Annotated in this window: 14 protein-coding genes, 1 tRNA gene and 1 rRNA gene; 6 read left to right on the plus strand and 10 right to left on the minus strand. The window is 69.8% G+C overall.

Translation table 11 applies throughout. The features are described 5' to 3' along the window. Positions 1-97: 97 nt before the first annotated feature. The gene (gene gspD, locus J4O73_RS23665) at positions 98-2,536 is read left to right on the plus strand and encodes a type II secretion system secretin GspD (protein ID WP_426221395.1); all 2,439 of its coding nucleotides are present in this window, start codon (positions 98-100) and stop codon (positions 2,534-2,536) included. A gap of 160 nt (positions 2,537-2,696) precedes the next feature. Here the strand turns inward: gspD and J4O73_RS23670 are convergent, their stop codons facing one another. From J4O73_RS23670 to J4O73_RS23680, 3 genes are read right to left on the minus strand one after another with little or no spacing between them, the layout of a single operon-like run. After that, positions 2,697-3,206 (minus strand): hypothetical protein, encoded by a 510-nt coding sequence (locus J4O73_RS23670; RefSeq protein WP_426221397.1) that lies wholly within the window; start codon positions 3,204-3,206, stop codon positions 2,697-2,699. Next, entirely contained in the window at positions 3,203-3,727 is a 525-nt protein-coding gene (locus J4O73_RS23675) for a hypothetical protein (protein WP_426221399.1), read from the minus strand. Before J4O73_RS23675 ends, J4O73_RS23670 begins: the two co-directional genes overlap by 4 nt. Further along, positions 3,727-4,812, minus strand: coding sequence for a hypothetical protein (locus J4O73_RS23680; protein ID WP_426221401.1), 1,086 nt, complete (start codon positions 4,810-4,812; stop codon positions 3,727-3,729). The genes J4O73_RS23675 and J4O73_RS23680 overlap by 1 nt, the downstream gene beginning before the upstream one ends. A 134-nt stretch (positions 4,813-4,946) precedes the next feature. Between J4O73_RS23680 and J4O73_RS23685 the strand changes: the two genes are divergently transcribed. From J4O73_RS23685 to J4O73_RS23695, 3 genes are all read left to right on the plus strand, one after another. Beyond that, positions 4,947-6,677 carry a GspE/PulE family protein gene (locus tag J4O73_RS23685; RefSeq protein ID WP_426221403.1) on the plus strand — a complete coding sequence of 577 codons (1,731 nt, stop codon included), beginning with the start codon at positions 4,947-4,949 and terminating at the stop codon, positions 6,675-6,677. Continuing rightward, positions 6,677-7,891 carry a type II secretion system F family protein gene (locus tag J4O73_RS23690; protein ID WP_426221405.1) on the plus strand — a complete coding sequence of 405 codons (1,215 nt, stop codon included), beginning with the start codon at positions 6,677-6,679 and terminating at the stop codon, positions 7,889-7,891. Before J4O73_RS23685 ends, J4O73_RS23690 begins: the two co-directional genes overlap by 1 nt. Before the next feature lie 212 nt (positions 7,892-8,103). Further along, positions 8,104-9,792 carry a methyl-accepting chemotaxis protein gene (locus J4O73_RS23695; RefSeq protein ID WP_426221406.1) on the plus strand — a complete coding sequence of 563 codons (1,689 nt, stop codon included), beginning with the start codon at positions 8,104-8,106 and terminating at the stop codon, positions 9,790-9,792. Between the two features lie 209 nt (positions 9,793-10,001). Here the strand turns inward: J4O73_RS23695 and J4O73_RS23700 are convergent, their stop codons facing one another. Both J4O73_RS23700 and J4O73_RS23705 read right to left on the minus strand, forming a co-directional pair. Continuing rightward, positions 10,002-10,478: a prepilin peptidase gene (locus J4O73_RS23700; RefSeq protein ID WP_426221408.1), complete on the minus strand. Its 477-nt coding sequence runs from the start codon at positions 10,476-10,478 to the stop codon at positions 10,002-10,004. Between the two features lie 18 nt (positions 10,479-10,496). Then, positions 10,497-11,300, minus strand: coding sequence for a hypothetical protein (locus J4O73_RS23705; protein WP_426221410.1), 804 nt, complete (start codon positions 11,298-11,300; stop codon positions 10,497-10,499). A 196-nt stretch (positions 11,301-11,496) separates the two neighbouring features. Here J4O73_RS23705 and gspG point away from each other — a divergent pair, with 196 nt between their 5' ends. After that, positions 11,497-11,949, plus strand: coding sequence for a type II secretion system major pseudopilin GspG (gene gspG / locus J4O73_RS23710; protein ID WP_426221412.1), 453 nt, complete (start codon positions 11,497-11,499; stop codon positions 11,947-11,949). Between the two features lie 106 nt (positions 11,950-12,055). Here the strand turns inward: gspG and J4O73_RS23715 are convergent, their stop codons facing one another. Next, positions 12,056-12,601, minus strand: a complete 546-nt coding sequence (locus J4O73_RS23715; protein WP_426221414.1) for a hypothetical protein — start codon at positions 12,599-12,601, stop codon at positions 12,056-12,058. A gap of 81 nt (positions 12,602-12,682) precedes the next feature. After that, the gene (locus J4O73_RS23720; protein WP_426221415.1) at positions 12,683-13,795 is read right to left on the minus strand and encodes a replication protein RepA; all 1,113 of its coding nucleotides are present in this window, start codon (positions 13,793-13,795) and stop codon (positions 12,683-12,685) included. Positions 13,796-14,434: 639 nt separating this feature from the next. Between J4O73_RS23720 and J4O73_RS23725 the strand changes: the two genes are divergently transcribed. Next, complete coding sequence (locus tag J4O73_RS23725) at positions 14,435-15,241, plus strand: TrmH family RNA methyltransferase (protein ID WP_426221417.1); 807 nt, start codon at positions 14,435-14,437, stop codon at positions 15,239-15,241. Between the two features lie 39 nt (positions 15,242-15,280). Here J4O73_RS23725 and J4O73_RS23730 read toward each other — a convergent pair whose 3' ends face one another. The 3 genes from J4O73_RS23730 to rrf form a co-directional block, all read right to left on the minus strand. Then, positions 15,281-16,165, minus strand: a complete 885-nt coding sequence (locus J4O73_RS23730) for a polysaccharide deacetylase family protein (protein ID WP_426221419.1) — start codon at positions 16,163-16,165, stop codon at positions 15,281-15,283. A gap of 130 nt (positions 16,166-16,295) precedes the next feature. Continuing rightward, a tRNA-Met gene (locus J4O73_RS23735) sits at positions 16,296-16,372 on the minus strand. 48 nt (positions 16,373-16,420) lie between these two features. Beyond that, a 5S ribosomal RNA gene (rrf, locus tag J4O73_RS23740) occupies positions 16,421-16,515 on the minus strand; the annotation flags it as partial.

Consider the following 16,515-nt stretch of genomic DNA (forward strand, 5'->3'; position numbering starts at 1 on the left):
TTTGAACACGTGTAGATTGCAATTAAATGGTTTATTAACCACAAATCCTTAGTCCTGTAGCCCTGAACGTCACGCCGTCACGGGGACCACAGGTGGTATGAAGGGTCGCGCACAGATCTTCGGCGCGGCAATCCTGTGCGTGGCGGCCACCGCAGCACCGGCTGCCGAACCCCTCTCGAACCTTCCCGACGGCACGGGCCTGCGCGGTGGGTCCGGGGGTGTGATCGTCCGGGGGACGGATCGGCTCGTGGGCAGCGACGCCGCCGTGCAGGAACCCCTCCCCGCCGGGACCGTGAACCTCAACTTGGTCGATGTCCCGCTGACGGTCGCCGCCAAGGCGGTGCTCACCGACACCCTCGGCTGGGGCTACACCCTCGACGCCGATCCGAACGGCACCCTCACCCTTCAGACCGGTGGCCCGGTGAACCGCGCGACCCTGCTCTCGATGTTCGAGGCGGCTCTGTCGAGCCGGGGTCTCGCCCTGCGGCGCCGGGGCCGGACGGCCCAGATCGTGGCGGCGGGGGGCAACACGCTCCAACCCGTGCGCGGCACCGGGGCCGAGGCCGGAGCCGTCGTGGTGCCCCTGCGCTGGATCTCCGCCGCCGAGATGCAGGCGATCCTGGCCTCCGTCGCCCCGCGCGACGTGGTGCTGCGGGCCGACCGGGCACGCAACGTGCTGATCCTCAACGGCGACGCGGGCCAGATCCGTATCCTGCGCCAGACGATCGAGGTGTTCGACGTCGACTGGATGCGCGGCATGTCGACGGCGATGCTGCCGGTGCGCAGCTCGAACCCGCGGGCCATCGCCCGCGACCTCACCCAGATCTTCGGCGGCGAGGCGGCGGGCACCGGCGACGTCATCCGCTTCGTCCCCAACGAGGCCCTGAGCGCGGTGCTCGTGGTGACGTCGCGGGCGGCCTATCTCGACCGCGCCCGCGTTTGGCTCTCCGAACTGGAGATGCTGGCCGCCGACCGAGAGCGGCAGCTCTTCGTCTACCGGATCCAGAACCGCTCGGCGAAGGAACTCGCCGCCGTCCTGCAGGGCGTCGTCGCCGCCGAGACCGGCACGAGCGTGAACATCACCGCCGGGGCCGGGTTCGGCGCAGGCGGGCTTGGTGCAGGTGGGCTTGGCACAGGCGGGCTTGGTGCAGGCGGCGCCGCCTCGGGCGGGTTCGGCGCGGAGGGCTCCGGCATCGGCGCCGGGTTCGGCACCTCCGGCTTCGGCGGCGATCCCGGCGGATTCGGAAACGGCCAGGGGACGCTCGGAGGCGGCCCCGGCGGATACGGCGCGGGCGGCCAGCCGTCCGGACCGGGCAGCCTCGCCGCGACGGCGCCCCTCGGCGGGGCGGGCGGCTACCAGCCGGGCGCGCAGGGCGGGGGATACGGAGGCGGATACGGCGGCGGGGGTCTCACCGGCGGCGCGGGCGGCGGCTATGCGGGCGGCTATGGCACCGATGCGGGCTACGGCATGGCGGGGGGCTCGGCCGGAGGCCTAGCCAACGGGATGCCGCGCCGTGACATGATCGGCATCGTCGCCGACGAGACCAACAACAGCCTCGTCATCTCGGCCACCCGCAACCAGTACGACAAGATCCTGCGCATCCTCGGGCGCCTCGACGCGATGCCGACGCAGGTGCTGCTGGAAACCGTCATCGCCGAGGTGACGCTGAACGACCAGCTGCAGTTCGGGGTGCAATGGTTCCTGCAGAACCGGGGCGACCGGCTGAACCTCGCCACCAGCGCCACGGCGGGAATCGGCAACTCGGCCTTGCCGGTGACGCCCACCGGCACGGCGGTCAGCGGCACCGCCGCCCTGATCAGCGCGGCGACGCGGGGCGTGCCGGGCTTCAACTATCTGATGAGCGCGACGAACTTCAACGTGGTGCTCAATGCCCTTCAGGGCATCACCACCGTGCATGTCCTGTCGTCGCCCAACATCACCGTGCTCGACAACCGCACGGCCAAATTGCAGATCGGCGATCAGGTGCCGATCGTGAAGCAGAGCGGGCAAAGCGCCCTCGCGGCGGGCGCGCCGATCCTCAACCAGATCGAATTGAAGGATACCGGCGTCATCCTCTCGGTGACGCCGCGGGTGAACAAGAACGGCCTGGTCGTGCTCGATATCAACCAGGAGGTGAGCGACGTGGTGCCGACCACCACCTCGACGATCAATTCCCCGACCATCCGCCAGCGCCGGGTGGCGACGAGCGTGGCGGTGCATGATGGGCACAGCCTCGCCCTGGGCGGCCTCGTGCAGGAGAAGTCGCAGCTCTCGAACGAGAGCTTCCCGATCCTGGGCGATCTGCCGATCATCGGCACCGCCTTCCGTAACCGCGCCGACCAGCGGGTTCGCACGGAACTGATCGTCTTCATCCGCCCGAAGGTGATCCGCGGCGTCGCCGAGGCGGACAAGATCGCGGACGACTTCCGGCAGCAATTCCGGGCGATGATGCCCGTCCGCCCGGTCCCCCCGCCGCCACCCATGGCCATGCCGATGCCTGGGACGGAGGGTGTGCTCCGCCGGATGATGGATTAGAGCGCATTCCGACGAAGTGGAGACCGGTTCGTCGCAAGAATGCGCGTCACAACAAAGAGCGAGAGTCGCCGGCCTGATGCCATCAGGTCGGATACGGCTTGAGCGGATTCGGGGTTTCGAAAGGGCGAGCCCTTTCACGGGTGCAGGGCAGAGCCCTGCGCTACCGCCGCAAGGCGACCGGCGCGTCCGCGAAGGGCGCCGGGCGAAGCGTCGCCGGAGCCCCCAGGAATTCGGCCTGATAGGACACCCCGCGCTGCGAGACCGTCACCCGGTCCGGCGCGATGGCGGCGATGCGCCAATCGCCCCGCCCCTCGCCCGCGGCGAGCCAACTGCGATCACCGCTGCCGTCATCGATGAAAGTCCGCGTCTCTCGCCCATCGACGCGGATGCCGCGCACCACCAGCACGGGCGCGGCCGGATCGGGCCGCTGGATCAGGTCGCGACTGCCCTGGGCGGTCCAGGCCCGGCGCGCGGGGTCGAACAGCGGCCGCTGCACGGCGGCGCCTTCGGCCTGCCCCCCGGATACGGGCGTGGCGGACGCGACCCGCGCCACCGGCGCGATGTCCTCTTCCGGCAGGGCCTGAACGGCCACGACGGCGAGAGCCGCCAGGGCGAAAGCGCAGCGCGATCCCCACCCGCTCGTGGCCAGCATCCGTGTCAGGGCGCTCACGGGTTCCTCCGGGGGGCGGGCGGCGGCAGGACGACCCCGCGCGCGGTCAGGACGAGGCGCATGATCGTCGGGCGTCCGATCTCGGCATCGGCCGGGCGGTCGATACCGAGATCGGCCTGTTCCAGGACGACGAGGGGCGTGCCGGTCTCCAGGGCCTGGACGAACCCGTGCAGACCCTCGGCGGTGCCGTGAAGGGAGCCGTGCAGGCGCGGCAGGTCCGGCCGGGACGGATCGGGATCGAGGCCCGTCGTGTCGATCACCACCGCCTTGTCGACCGCGAGGGCTTCGAGGCGGGCGCGGAGGGCCGCGAGCAGGGACTCGCCATCCGCCCCCGTGAGCGGCGGGACCGCATCGGGCCGGGCGGCCCGCGCCTGCGCCCGGTCCAGGCGGTCGCGGGCGTTTCCAATGTCGGCCGAGGCGTCGAGGGAGGCGGAGACGGCTCCTGCGCCGAGGGCCAGGAGCGCCCCGAACCCCACAAGGCGGACGAGCAGGGGCCTCAGGGCCATATCCGGCACGCGCATCACGGACGGCCTCCCCAGCTGGCGCGAGGCAGGTGCAGGACGAGGCGGCGCGTTCCGCCGGGCTCGTCTTGCGTCGTCTGGAGGACGGGTGGCCCGAAGCCGGGCAGGCGGCCGAGGGCGGCCAGGGCGCCCGCCTCGTCCCTGACGATGAGGGTCACGAGCGCCCCCGTGGCGTCGAGATGGAGGGCTGCCGCGGAGGCGCCCTCCGGCAGGGCGGCGGAGAGTGCGTCCCAGGTGGGGGCGAGCGGCGGGGCGCGGCCCGCTAGGATCGTCGCGAGACCGGCCTGGACCGGCGGCGCCATGCCGGTTCCGGCCGCATGGCGTGCCGCAGTGAAGGCTTGGTCGAGGGACGCGAGCGTCGCGTCCTGATGCGTGCGCCAGCCCCAGAAGGCCACGGCCAGCAGAAGCCCCGCGCCAAGCCACAGGGCGGCGTCGCCCGATCGCGCGCCGGTCAGGGCGGGCAGCGCCCGGTGGCCGTGGCTCAAGAGATCGACCGGCATGGTCTGGTCCTCGGCGCGGCCCACCGCCACCGGCCCGGCGGGCAACCCGGCCTGCGCCAGCGCGTCGAGCACCGGATCGAGGCGGGACTTCTTGATCACCACGTGGCGCACCCGCAGGGTCCGCGCGGCCACGTCCTCGCCCTCCACGAACCAGTCGCTGTAGACGCCGCCCACGCGGAAGGGCGTCGCCGCCTCCAGTTCCTCCGCGAGCAGGGCGCGCATGCGCGGCAGGGCGGCGCTCGGCAGGTCGAGGCTGCGGACGAAGCAGGCGGCGGGGTCGAGGAGCACCTTCGCCCGCAGGCCGCCGCGTCCGCCCGCCACCGCCGCGAGGCGCTCCACGAGGTCGCCCTCCCCGGTCCTGAAGCGGTAGGTGCGCGTCTCGTCCCCGCTCCGCTCGGTCAGCGTCACGGTCTCGTCGCCCGGCGCGCCGAGGCACACCGTCAGGGCGGTCTGGATCCGGTCGGCCCTCGGTTCGGTGAAGCCCGACAGGTGCACCGCCGAATCGAAGATCTGCCGCAGCCGCGCCGTCCGGGCTCCGGCCAGCCAGAGGCGGATAGCGGACGGAACGGCGGATATGACGTTCACGGTCAAACTCAGATTCCCCGCACCGGCCTTCGTTAAGCCTCCGGTATTTCCAACCCTTTAAGGACGTCTCATCTGCATTCGCTCGCTTTGCGATGGTGTGCGGACGGATCAGAGCGACACGGGATCACCGGGTGATGCTGAACATCTGGGCTGCCAAGAGCCGCCCGCTCCGCTCCCAGCCCGATCGTCGCGGCGACAGGCGGGGTCCCCGCGACGACGCGCGGGACTTCATCGCCTTCCTCGCGGAACGGGAGGTGCTGGACGCGGCGGGTCATGAGCGTGCGCTCGCCGCCCTCGATCTGCCGGGACGGCGCACGCTGCCCGTGCTGCTGGTGGAACTCGGCCTCGTCCACGAGGCGACCCTCGTCACCGCCCTGTCCGAGGCGACGGGCCTGCCGATCCTGGCGCCGGAGGAGATCCCGCCCTCCCCCGTCCTGCCGGAATCGATCGGTGCCGATTACTGCGCCCGCGCCCGTGCCCTCCCGGTGGCGGCGGACGCGGACAGCCTCATCGTGGCGGTGGTCGATCCGTTCGATCCCGAGATCGCGCAGGCCCTGGAGCATCTGGCCGACCGGCGCGTGGCGCGCGTCCTCGTCGGGCCGGGGCATTTCGAGCGGACGCACCGGGCGATCTACGGCGATGCCCCGCAGGACGACGACGGGGCGCCCGACGACGACCTCGCCCGCCTGCAGGACGTGGCGAGCCAAGCGCCCATCGTGCGGCTCGCCGCCCGCCTCGTGCGCAAGGCGTTCGAACTCTCGGCCTCGGACATCCACCTGGAGGCCGAGGAGGCCGACATGCGGGTGCGCTACCGCGTCGACGGCGTGCTGATCGAATCCGAGCGGCTGGCGAAATCCGTGCAGCTCGCCCTGACCACGCGCATCAAGATCCAGGCCGGGCTGAACATCGCGGAGCGGCGCCTGCCGCAGGACGGCCGCATGAAGGCCCCCGACCGGGGCCAGGAGGTCGATATCCGCGTCTCGACCCTGCCGACCGCTCATGGCGAGAGCGTGGTCCTGCGCGTGCTCGACGGCTCCCGCCGGGTCGAGGACTTTTCCGGGCTCGGCTTCGATGCCCCCTCCATCGCCCGGATCGCGGCCATGACCGCGCGGCCGAACGGGCTCGTCCTCGTCACCGGCCCCACCGGCTCGGGCAAGACCACCACCCTCTACGCGGCGCTGAAGCGCCTCAACGGGCCCCATCTCAAGGTCGTCACCGTCGAGGATCCGGTGGAGTACCGGATGGCGGGGGTGAACCAAGTGCAGGCCCATCCCAGCATCGGCCTCGACTTCGCCGCCGCGCTGCGCTCGATCCTACGCCAGGACCCGGACGTGGTGATGGTCGGCGAGATCCGTGACGGCGAGACCGCGCGGATCGCCGTGCAGGCCTCGCTGACCGGCCACCTCGTGGTCTCGACGCTCCACACCAACTCGGCCGCCGCCGCCGTGACGCGCCTGATGGACATGGGCGTCGAGCCCTACCTGATCGCCGCGACCCTCAACGGCGTCGTCGCCCAGCGCCTCGTGCGCCGCCTCTGCGACGACTGCGCCGAGACCGTGCCCGGCACGGAGCGGGACCGGATCGTGCTCGGGCTGCCCCCTGCCAAGCCCTTCACCCTGCGACGGCCCTGCGGCTGCCCCGCCTGCAACGGCACCGGGTACCGGGGCCGCATGGTCGCCTCCGAGGTGATGCTCCTCGATGGAGCCCTGCGCGGGATGATCGCCGACCGGGCCGGGGAGCGGGCCATCGCCGACCGCGCGCGAGCGGAGGGCATGGTCTCGCTGTCCGAGAGCGGGCGGGCCCTCGTCCTGTCCGGACGGACGAGCCTCGACGAGGTCGGCCGCGTGCTCGAAGGTCTCGGCTGATGGGTCGCTTCGCCTACCGGGCCTATTCCGCCGACGGGCGCATGCGCTCGGGCAAGGTGGAGGCGCAGACCCGCCAGCGGGCGGTGGCGCACTTGCAGGGAGAAGGCCTGCGAGTCTTCGCCATCGAGCCCGCCGCCGCCGGGCCGGACGCCTTCTGGAAGCGCGACCTGTTCGGTCGCGACCGGGTGAACGACGCCGCCCGCGTCGCCTTTCTGCGGGAATTCGGCACGCTGCTCGGCGCCGGCCTCACCGTCGACCGGGCGCTGCGTCTCACCGAGCGTCAGGCCTCGAAGGCCCTGCAACCCGTGCTCGCCGACCTGCTCGAACGGGTGGTGGGCGGCGCCTCCCTGTCGCGGGCCATGGCGGCCCACCGGCAAGCCTTCCCGCCCGACATGGTCGATATCATCCGCGCGGGCGAGGCGACCGGCACGCTCACCGACGTGATCGCCTCGCTGACCGCCTCCGTGGAGCGGCGGGACGCGGTGCGCCGCCACCTGACTTCCGCGATGATCTACCCGAGCCTTCTCATCCTGATGGCGATCGGCACCGTGGCGATGATCGTCGGCGTGCTGGTGCCTGCGCTCGCACCGATGTTCGAGGGAAGCGGCCAGGCGCCACCCTTCGCGATCCGCGCCGCCGGGGCGTTCGGGGCCTTCGTCTCCGTCTGGTGGCCGGTCCTGACGGGCGGGACCGTCCTCGCCGTCGTCCTCCTCGCGCGGCTCTGGCCGAGGCCGGGCTTCGCGCGGGCGCGGTCCTCCCTGGCCCTGCGCCTGCCCCTGGTGCGCGACGTGGTGGTCGGCATCGAGATGGGCCGGATCTGCCGGGTGCTCGCCACCCTGCTCCAGGCGCAGGTGCCGGTGCCGGATGCGGTCGCCGCCACGACGCCGCTTGCGGGAAACCGGCTGTTCCGCCTCGCCCTGGACGAGGCCGGGCAGCGGCTGGTGGAAGGCGGCAGCCTCGCCTCGGGCCTCGCGCGCCTTCGCCCCTATGCGCCCTCCACCCTCAACCTCATCGCCAGCGGCGAGCAGGTGAACCGGCTGGGCAGCGTGCTGGGCCACGCCGCCGACATGCACGAAACCCAGACCCGCCAGCGCATCGACGGGATGCTCGCCCTGTTCACCCCCCTCGTCACCGTCGCCATCGGCGGAGTGATCGGGGGACTGATCATCTCGGTGATGGGCGCGATCCTGAGCGTCGGGCAGCTGGCCCAGTGAGGGTGGCCCGCCCCCCGGTTCGAGGGGAACGGAGGGCATCAACAGATCTGATCAAGAGGCCCTTGCAACAGCCGACAGTACAACGAAAACGTGTTCGATATAGCGTATTCAATCGTATCTCATTCTTCGATTACTTTTAACTGTTTTGCGGCAATTTTCCAACCGGCTGCCGCACGCACTCCTGGATTGTCGGCACCGTCCCGAGGTCGGTCGTGTCGCTACAATCCCTCTCCATCCGCACCAAACTGATCGCCGCCTTCGCGGTGCTGCTCCTGTTCCTCGGTGGCCTCACCGCGGTCGGCCTCTGGAGCGCCCTGAGGATCAACGGCCTGCTCATCGACGTCGAGACGAACTGGCTGCCGAGCATGCGGACCGCAGGCCAGGCCGATGCGCTCACGGGCCGCTACACGACGAGCCTGCTGCGGCACATCCTGACGGACGAACCCCAGATGATGGCCAGCATCGAGGGCGATCTCACCGACCGCGCGGGGAAGATCGACGCGACCGCGAAAGCCTACGAGCCTCTGATCAGCTCGCCCGAGGAGCGGGCTCTCTACGAGACCTTCTCCCGCGAGTGGCGGGCCTTCCTGGGGACCGTCGACAGCATCCTCGTCCTGTCCCGCAAGGGGGAGAAGGCGGAGGCCCTCAAGTTCTACGCGGCCAACAGCATCGCCCCGCGCCGGAACGCGTCGATCGCGCTCGATCGGATCATCCAGCTCAACCAGGACGGAGCCCTACAGGCCGAGATCCAGGGGCGCGAGGTCTTCGAGCGGACGCGCCTGACGCTGATCGGCGCCGGCCTGACCGCCGCCATCCTGGCGTTCGTGCTGGCCACCACGATCATCCTGGGCATCTCGCGGGGGATCGGCTCGGTGGTGAGCCCCATGCAGTCCCTGGCGGGCGGCGACCTCGCCGTGACCATCCCGCATCAGGGCGCTGGGACGGAGATCGGGCAGATCGCGGATGCCGTGCAGGTGTTCAAGGACGGGCTCATCCGCATGCGGGCGCTGGAAGAGGAGACCGTGCAGGCGCGTCTCGCCGCCGAGGAGCAGCGCAAGCTCGGCATGCGCCAGATGGCGGACGGGTTCGAGGCCGCGGTCGGCGGCATCATCGGCATGGTCTCGTCGTCGGCGACCGAACTCCAGGCGACCGCGCAGCAGATGACCGCGACCGCCGCCGGCACGGCCAGCCAGTCGACCACCGTGGCGGCCGCCGCCGAGGAGGCCTCGTCCAACGTCAACACCGTCGCAGCGGCGGCCGAGGAGCTGGGCTCCTCGGTTCAGGAGATCGGTCGGCAGGTGCAGGGTTCGGCGACCTTGGCCCAGGCAGCCGTCGGCGAGGCCGCCCAGACCGCCCAGCTCGTGCAGGTCCTGAAGACGACCTCGACCCGGATCGGCGAGATGGTCGGTCTAATCTCCGGCATCGCGGGCCAGACCAATCTCCTGGCCCTCAACGCCACCATCGAGGCGGCGCGCGCCGGCGCGGCCGGTAAGGGCTTCGCGGTGGTGGCGACCGAAGTGAAGGCCCTGGCCGAGCAGACGGCCCGTGCCACGCAGGAGATCGCCAGCCAGATCGGCGAGATCCAGGGCGTGACGGACCAGGCGGTCTCGGCCATCGGCGGCATCGCTCACCGCATCCGCGAGATCGACACCGTCGCCACCAGCATCGCGGCGGCCGTCGAACAGCAGGGCGCCGCGACCCAGGAGATCGTGCGCAACGTCTCGCAGGCCGCGATCGGCACCTCGGAAGTGACCGGGACCATCGCGGGCGTGGCCCAGGCCTCGGAGGAAACCGGAGCGGCGGCCAGCCAAGTGCTCTCGGCGGCCTCCGAACTGTCGCGGCAATCGGAACATCTCGGCGCGGAAGTCGAGCGCTTCCTCGCGACCGTCCGCGCCGCCTGACCGGGCGATGCGGGTGGCGAGCCGGGGCACTGACCCGGCCCGCCACCCCGAAAGAACGCGGGAGAGCGATCGATCGCCGAAGCTGTCCAGCCGCCGCCGGTCGCCCTGCGCTCCGATGCGTTCACTCCGTTCATGCAGACGCGCACGGGATCACTGACCTTGCATCCATGTTTCCAGACCGGGCTGACGCCTCCGTCCGGATCGATGCATTAGGTCGTGGGCCCCAAGGCCAGTGCCATGTGGAGGGCCAGGGCCAGGAACGGCCCGAAGGGCAGTCGCGTCGTGGCCCCGATCCGGCGGCCGGAGAGCGCGACGAGGCCGATGGCTAGGAGCGCCGTGAGGCTGGCGACGAGGATCAGTAGCGGCACTTGCGCGAGGCCGGTCCAGGCCGTGGCGGCGCCGAGGAACTTCACATCCCCCAGGCCGAGGCCGATCCGGCCGCGCAGACGGGCATGGAGCGCCCTGACCACCCAGCCGAAGCCGAAGGCGAGGGCCGCTTCCGCACACCGCATCGCGACGTCGAGCGCATCGGCGTCGCGCCACGCCGTCAGCGCGAGGCCAGTGGCCAGCAGGGCGAGGTTCAGCCCGTCCGGGATGATCCGCCGCCGCAGGTCGATGACGGCCATGGGCACGGTCAGCGGCAGCGGCGCCAGAACGAGCGCGAGCGGGAAGAGATCGCCGGTCATCGCGTCCGCCACGGGGCCTTAGGCACTGGCGGCGGCGCGGATCCGCACGAACTGGCTCGGCGGAATACGAGGTTCGGCATCCAGGGCGGCGGCGCCCTCGGCCTTGCCCCGGCGGAAGGCGCTCCATTCGCGCAGGTGCAGCCACAGGGTGTAGGCGCCGAAGGACGCGGTCGCGACTCCCAGGAGCCACAGGCCGATCAACGTGGAATAGGCCACGGTGCCGTTCAACTCGCGCATCAGCCCGAGGGCGAAGGCGGTGTACCACGAGACCCCGGAGACCGCGCCGGAGACGAGGAAGATGCCCGTACGCGCGCCGGAGATGCCATCGAGCATCGGGCGCCCGACATCGCGCAGGACGCCGGGCAGGACCGCGCTGTGGATGATGAGCCCGTTCAGGGTGAGCACCCCCACCACGGTGATCTTCGCCCAGAGTTTCGGGTTCTGGAACTTCTCGGGCGATTCCACCGCATAGACCGCCAGGAAGCCGAGGCCCGAGATCCAGAGCAGGATGAGACCCACGCTGCAGACCTTGCTGACGAACAGGAAGATCCGTGCGATCTCCGGTGGCAACCCGCCCCAGCGCATCCAGCGCAGGATCCAGAAATCGAGCATCGTCGCCCCGCCGAGGCCGAAGCACAGGCCGACGAGATGCAGCCCCACCAGGAGGGTGAGCACACGCACCGGTGGCAGCGGCCCCGGCAGCGCGAGGGTCAGCGCCTCGGTCGGGGACTGTGCCGCGACAGCGGGGGCAGCCGCCCCGAGGAAACCGAGGATCAGGCCCGCGCCGATCACAGGAAGGAGGCTCGAACGGGCAGCGGTCATCGTCTCTGTCGGCCCCTTCGAGCCTCTCCCCATGGGACAGAACCGTTTCTGTCGCAGGATCGCGTTAACAAAGGCGAAAACCCTGCCTCCGTCCCAGGCCGAAAACCGTCGAACGGCCCAAAGTCCGCCAGCGAAATCTTTAGAACTACCCTTCATTCTGCCGGTCTGTAGTCAGTATCACTGTCGGAGCCGGAGAATGGACGAACACGCGATCGGGCGCCGCGACGACGCGGACCCGCGTGAGCGCGGGGAGGCGGGCTTCTCCCTTGTGGAACTGCTCGTCGTGCTGGCGATCATCGGCATGATCGCGACCATGGTGACGCCGCAGGTGCTCGGCTATCTCGGCCGCGCCAAGGGCGAGACCGCCCGCATCCAGGTGAAGAACATCGCCCAGGCGGTGGAGCTCTACTATCTCGATCTCGGCGGCTACCCGAGCCCCGATCAGGGCCTCCAGGCCCTGGTGCAGCCCACCGGCCCCGCTTGGCGCGGTCCCTATGTCCGCGACGCCCGCGGCCTCGTGGACCCCTGGGGCCATCCCTACCTCTACCGCTCGCCCGGCCTCGGCGGCTCGCCCTACGAGGTCTACTCGCTGGGCAGCGACGGCAAGATCGGCGGCACCGGCGACAGCGCCGACGTCGCGAGCAACTGACGGGGTTCCCGAAGGGCCGAGCCCTTCGGTGGGGTTCGGGGCTTCGCCCCGAGCGCCGCAGGGCTCCGCCTTGCAACCGCAAAAGGGCTTGCTCTTTTGAAACCCGCTATTCGACCGCCAGGCCGTAGACGGCATCGCCGTGGCGGCGCAGGGGTCCGCCTTCGCCCGAGCGTTTCCAGAGCCGCGTGTTGAGAGCCGCCACCGGGTCGCGCCCCGGAATGGCGAAGCCCCGCGCGATCAGCCCGTCATGAATCTCCCTGGCATGGAGCGGTTGCCCCGCCGCCGCGAGGATCGCGCAGGCCGCCTCGACCAGGGCGCGTCCGTAGCGGCGCGCGCCGGTCGGGTCCTCCGCGAAGGCCACCGGTTCCGGCGCACTCGCCCGCCTGGGGCGGGGCGGGGGGCTGGTGAAGGTCGGCACGGCTTCGGGCTCGGGCCGGGGTTCGGGCCAAGGCTCGGACCAAGGCTCGGGAACGGACGGAGGATGATCCGCCATCGGCAGGGGATCGGGCGTCGCGGGCCGGGGGGCCCCCGCCTTCAGCCGCCGCCCGAGTTCCAGATAGAGGACAAGATCCGCGATCTCCCGGTCGAGGGCTTCCCGCTGGCGGCGCAACTGCGCCAGCCTCTCTTCCGCGTCGTGTTCCGAAAGGCCCATTCCGTTCCTACCGCATCAATTCCTTCCAAGGAATATGGGACGATCCCGGACGCCGCAACGGAATAATCGGCGTTCCCCTTCCTATTCTATGTCTTCCGTTCTCTGCCCCGCCGATCTTCTCTTCATTCCTTTCCGTGGGGGAACGAGCAAGGCCGTCTCGTCGGCGGGCGAGAGAACGAGGCCGTTCTCATCCAGGCTCGCCGGCAGCTTCGGGAACACCTCCTGCAGATGGGCGAGGTCGGCCTTGAAACCCTGCCGGAAGCTGCGGATCGACGCGTTCTCCGCCCCGAATTGCTGGTGCAGGTTGTTCCAGGTGAGGCGCAGGGGACGGGGAAGGGCGCGCAGCCGGTAGCCGAGCCAGAACAGGAGATCGAGCTTGCGGGCCGACCCGGAAAACGCCTTGGCCGCCCGCATGTCGACCGGCAGGGCGTGGCGGATCAGCGTCTCGTAGAATTCCTGATCGAACCGCACGGTGCGTGCGCCGTCCAGGGATTCCTCCCCCTCCCCGGTGCGGGGGCGCCACAATTCCAGGCTCCGGAACGGCGGCACGTTGAGGGTCGTGGCGCTGTCGCGCCCGTCCCACAGGCCGATCTGCATGGTGCAGGCGGCAAGCCGGTTGAGCTGCTCCTTGAACTGCCGGATCGTGCCGCGCTCGCCCCCGGTCACGGCGAAGCCCATCTCGCGCATGAAGCCGGAGAGCGTATCGGCCACCTGCACCACGGCGCTGCGCTGGCGCACGGCCTCCGTGCAAAGGTGCAGCAGCATCAACCGCGCCTTCGGCCCATAGGGCAGGCCCTGGGGCTCGAAGGCGCCCGTCGTCGGGTCCTTCAGGCGCCCGGCGATGAGATTGAGGGAGTTGCGCCCGTAGGTGCGGGAAAATTCCCGCATCGCCCCCGGATCGCGATAGGGCAGGCCACACAGGGCGAGAACGGAATGGATGTGCTGGAGGTTCTCCGGCAGCGCGGGTTCGTTCTCGATGACGAGGCGCACCGCATCCCGCCGCCGCTGGTCCCGCGACAGCTCGGCCCGGCGCGCCTCCTCCTGCCCCCGCACCGCGCGGGCTTCGTTCCGCTCCCGTTGCCGGTGGTGCAGGTGGGCGACGATCTGCGCGAACAGGAAGCCGCCCCTGGCCGCTTCCAATTCGGCCAGGAGGTCGGGATCGCGGATCTCTGCGATCGTCTCCTCGATCCCCATCGAACCCCATGCCCACGCCAAGGCCGCCCGGACGGAACAGGCCATCCTGAGGGCATGGCACGATTCGGCCTCGCGAGGCGTGAGCTCTGGCGGACTTGTCCCGGCAATCCACGGTATCGGGCTCCACCGCCGGTGGGGCGAGGGGAGCGCGGGCGGTCGTTCCGAGGCTCACGCAGAGTTCGATACGCCCGTTTGTCCCCGGACTTCACACCCTTCCCTCGATTTCCGCGCTGAATCGCATACGCGGCCACGCAGAATCCCATGCGCTCCGACGCAGGACTCACGCAGACTCCCATACGCACCCACGCAGAGCTCGATACGCCTCCGCGCAGATTCGGATACCGGAAGTGGCCTCAACCCTCTGACAGACAGATAAAATCCCAGCGGCATATAACTTACCGAACTGACTCTCTGATAAAATGATTTAGATAGTTTTCCTAATCAGCGCGAGGGTCGTCCGCTAAAACGGACAGGGGGGTTCAGAGGGAATGAACATGTTTTGAAGGGAATATGCCAGCCTTATCCCCAAAGCGGCGGCTCACCCAGGAGGGAATGAAGGAAGCGACTTGACGAAAGCACGGGCGACAGCTTCACGAAGGGCAGACCCTTTCCGCACGGTTCGAAGGAGCCTTCCTCTCCGTGGCGCCACCCGACACCCGCAAACCCGGCCGGCCCTTCAAACCCCGGTTTCATCACCGCCCCGGCCAAGCCTCCGGCCCCCCTCCCCGCGCCGCGGCGGAGGATTCTGTCGTCCTTTATGGGTGGCATCCCGTCTCGGAAGCATTGGCCAACGAACGGCGCGGCCTGCGCCGCCTGCTCGCCAGCGAGAACGCGGCCCTGCGCCTGCAGGAGACCTTCGGAGAGCGCCTCCGCCTCGCGCCGGAGATCGTGCGCCCTCCCGAGATCGGGCGCCTTCTCGGCGCGGATGCCGTGCATCAGGGTCTTTATCTGGAGGCGGATCCCCTCCCCGCCCCGGCCCTCGACGCGATGCCGCCGGATGCGCTGTTGCTCGCCCTCGACCAGATCACCGATCCGCACAATGTCGGCGCCATCGTGCGCACGGCGGCGGCCTTCGGCGTGACGGGCATCGTCACCACCGTCCGGCATGCCCCCGGCGCCACGGGCGTCCTGGCGAAATCCGCCTCGGGGGGCTTGGAGCACGTGCCCTTCATCAACGTGCGCAATCTCGCCGAGGCCCTGATCACCCTCGGTGAGCGCGGCTTCATGCGGATCGGGCTCGATTCCGATGCGGAGGTCGAACTCGGCGCGCTCGAACCGAAGCGGCCCCTCGTCATCGTGCTGGGTGCCGAGGGGAAGGGCTTGCGCGAGCGCACGCGCTCCTGCTGCGACGTGCTGGCGAAGATCCCGTTCACGGGGGCGATCCGCAGCTTGAACGTGTCGAACGCGGCGGCGATCACCCTGTATGCACTGGGGCGGGGGACGTAGATCTCGTCGGGGCGCCGCCCCGACACCCCGCCAAAGGGCTCAGCCCTTTGGGATCCCTCGATCGGTGATGTGAGCCGCGATCTGGCCTGCGGTGGTGAGCCAGATCTGGTCACGGTGGGCGGCGATGTGAGCGAGAGCCGCGCGGAGGGGGCGTAGGCGGTGCGGCTGTCCGACGATATACGGGTGAAGGGCGATACCCATCACCAGCGGTGCCTTGGCGGATTGGGCCAGCATCTCATCGAATCCGTCGATGATCGATTGCGCGAAATCCCGGCCCGTATCCTTGCGGGCGACGATCGCCGGGATATCGTTGAGTTCCTGCGGATAGGGCAGAGCCAGGATCGGACGGCTGCGCGTCGTGAACCAGGTCGGCTGGTCGTCATGGCACCAATCGAGCAGATAGCGGTAACCCGCTTCGGCGAGCAGATCGGGGGTGACCTTGGATTGTGAGATCCAAGGCCCCAACCAACCCTCCGGCGCCCTGCCCTCCTCCCGAGTCAGAATCTCGGTCGCTTCCGCGATCAGGGCCCGTTCGTCCGCTTCATCGAGGTTGCCCTGGCGCTCGGCATTGGTACGGCCATGGCCGACGATCTCGTCACCCCGCGCCCGAAAGGCTTCGATCAACCCCGGACAATCCCGATAGAGTCGACTGTTCACGAGGATGCTGGCAGGCCAATGCAGCGCATCGAACAGATCTCGCAGACGCCACGCTCCGACCCTGTTTCCCCAATCCCGCCACGCGTAATTCAATACGTCCGGCTGCGGACCGCCCGGCGCCAGCTCCGCGCCCAAGCCATCTCCGAAGTCGAATGTCTCGAGATTCAGCGCAACATAGACCGCAAGGCGCCTCCCCCCAGGCCAATCGTAGACCGGCCGGTCTGGCAGGGCGCTGTAGGGATAACGGCCATGATGGGGATGCGTCATGCCCCCAAGATAGGCCCCGAAATCGGGGTTTCCAAAGGGCCCAGTCCTTTGGCGGGTGCAGGGCGGCGTCTTGTATAGACCAAGAAAAAACCCGCCCCGTCTTTCGACGGGGCGGGTTTGATCGGGATTGTGGTTGCGGGGGTTGGATTTGAACCAACGACCTTCAGGTTATGAGCCTGACGAGCTACCGGACTGCTCCACCCCGCGGCAAGGCTGCATCGTGAGAGGGAATGGTTTGTTTCTTGCGTTGTGCGGGTCTGGCGGCGACCGACTCTCCCGTGCCTTGAGGCACAGTACCATGGGCGCTGGCGTGTTTAACGGCCGAGTTCGAGATGGGATCGGGTTCTGGG

This window comes from Methylobacterium sp. NFXW15 (assembly GCF_049887755.1).
GTDB lineage: Bacteria > Pseudomonadota > Alphaproteobacteria > Rhizobiales > Beijerinckiaceae > Methylobacterium.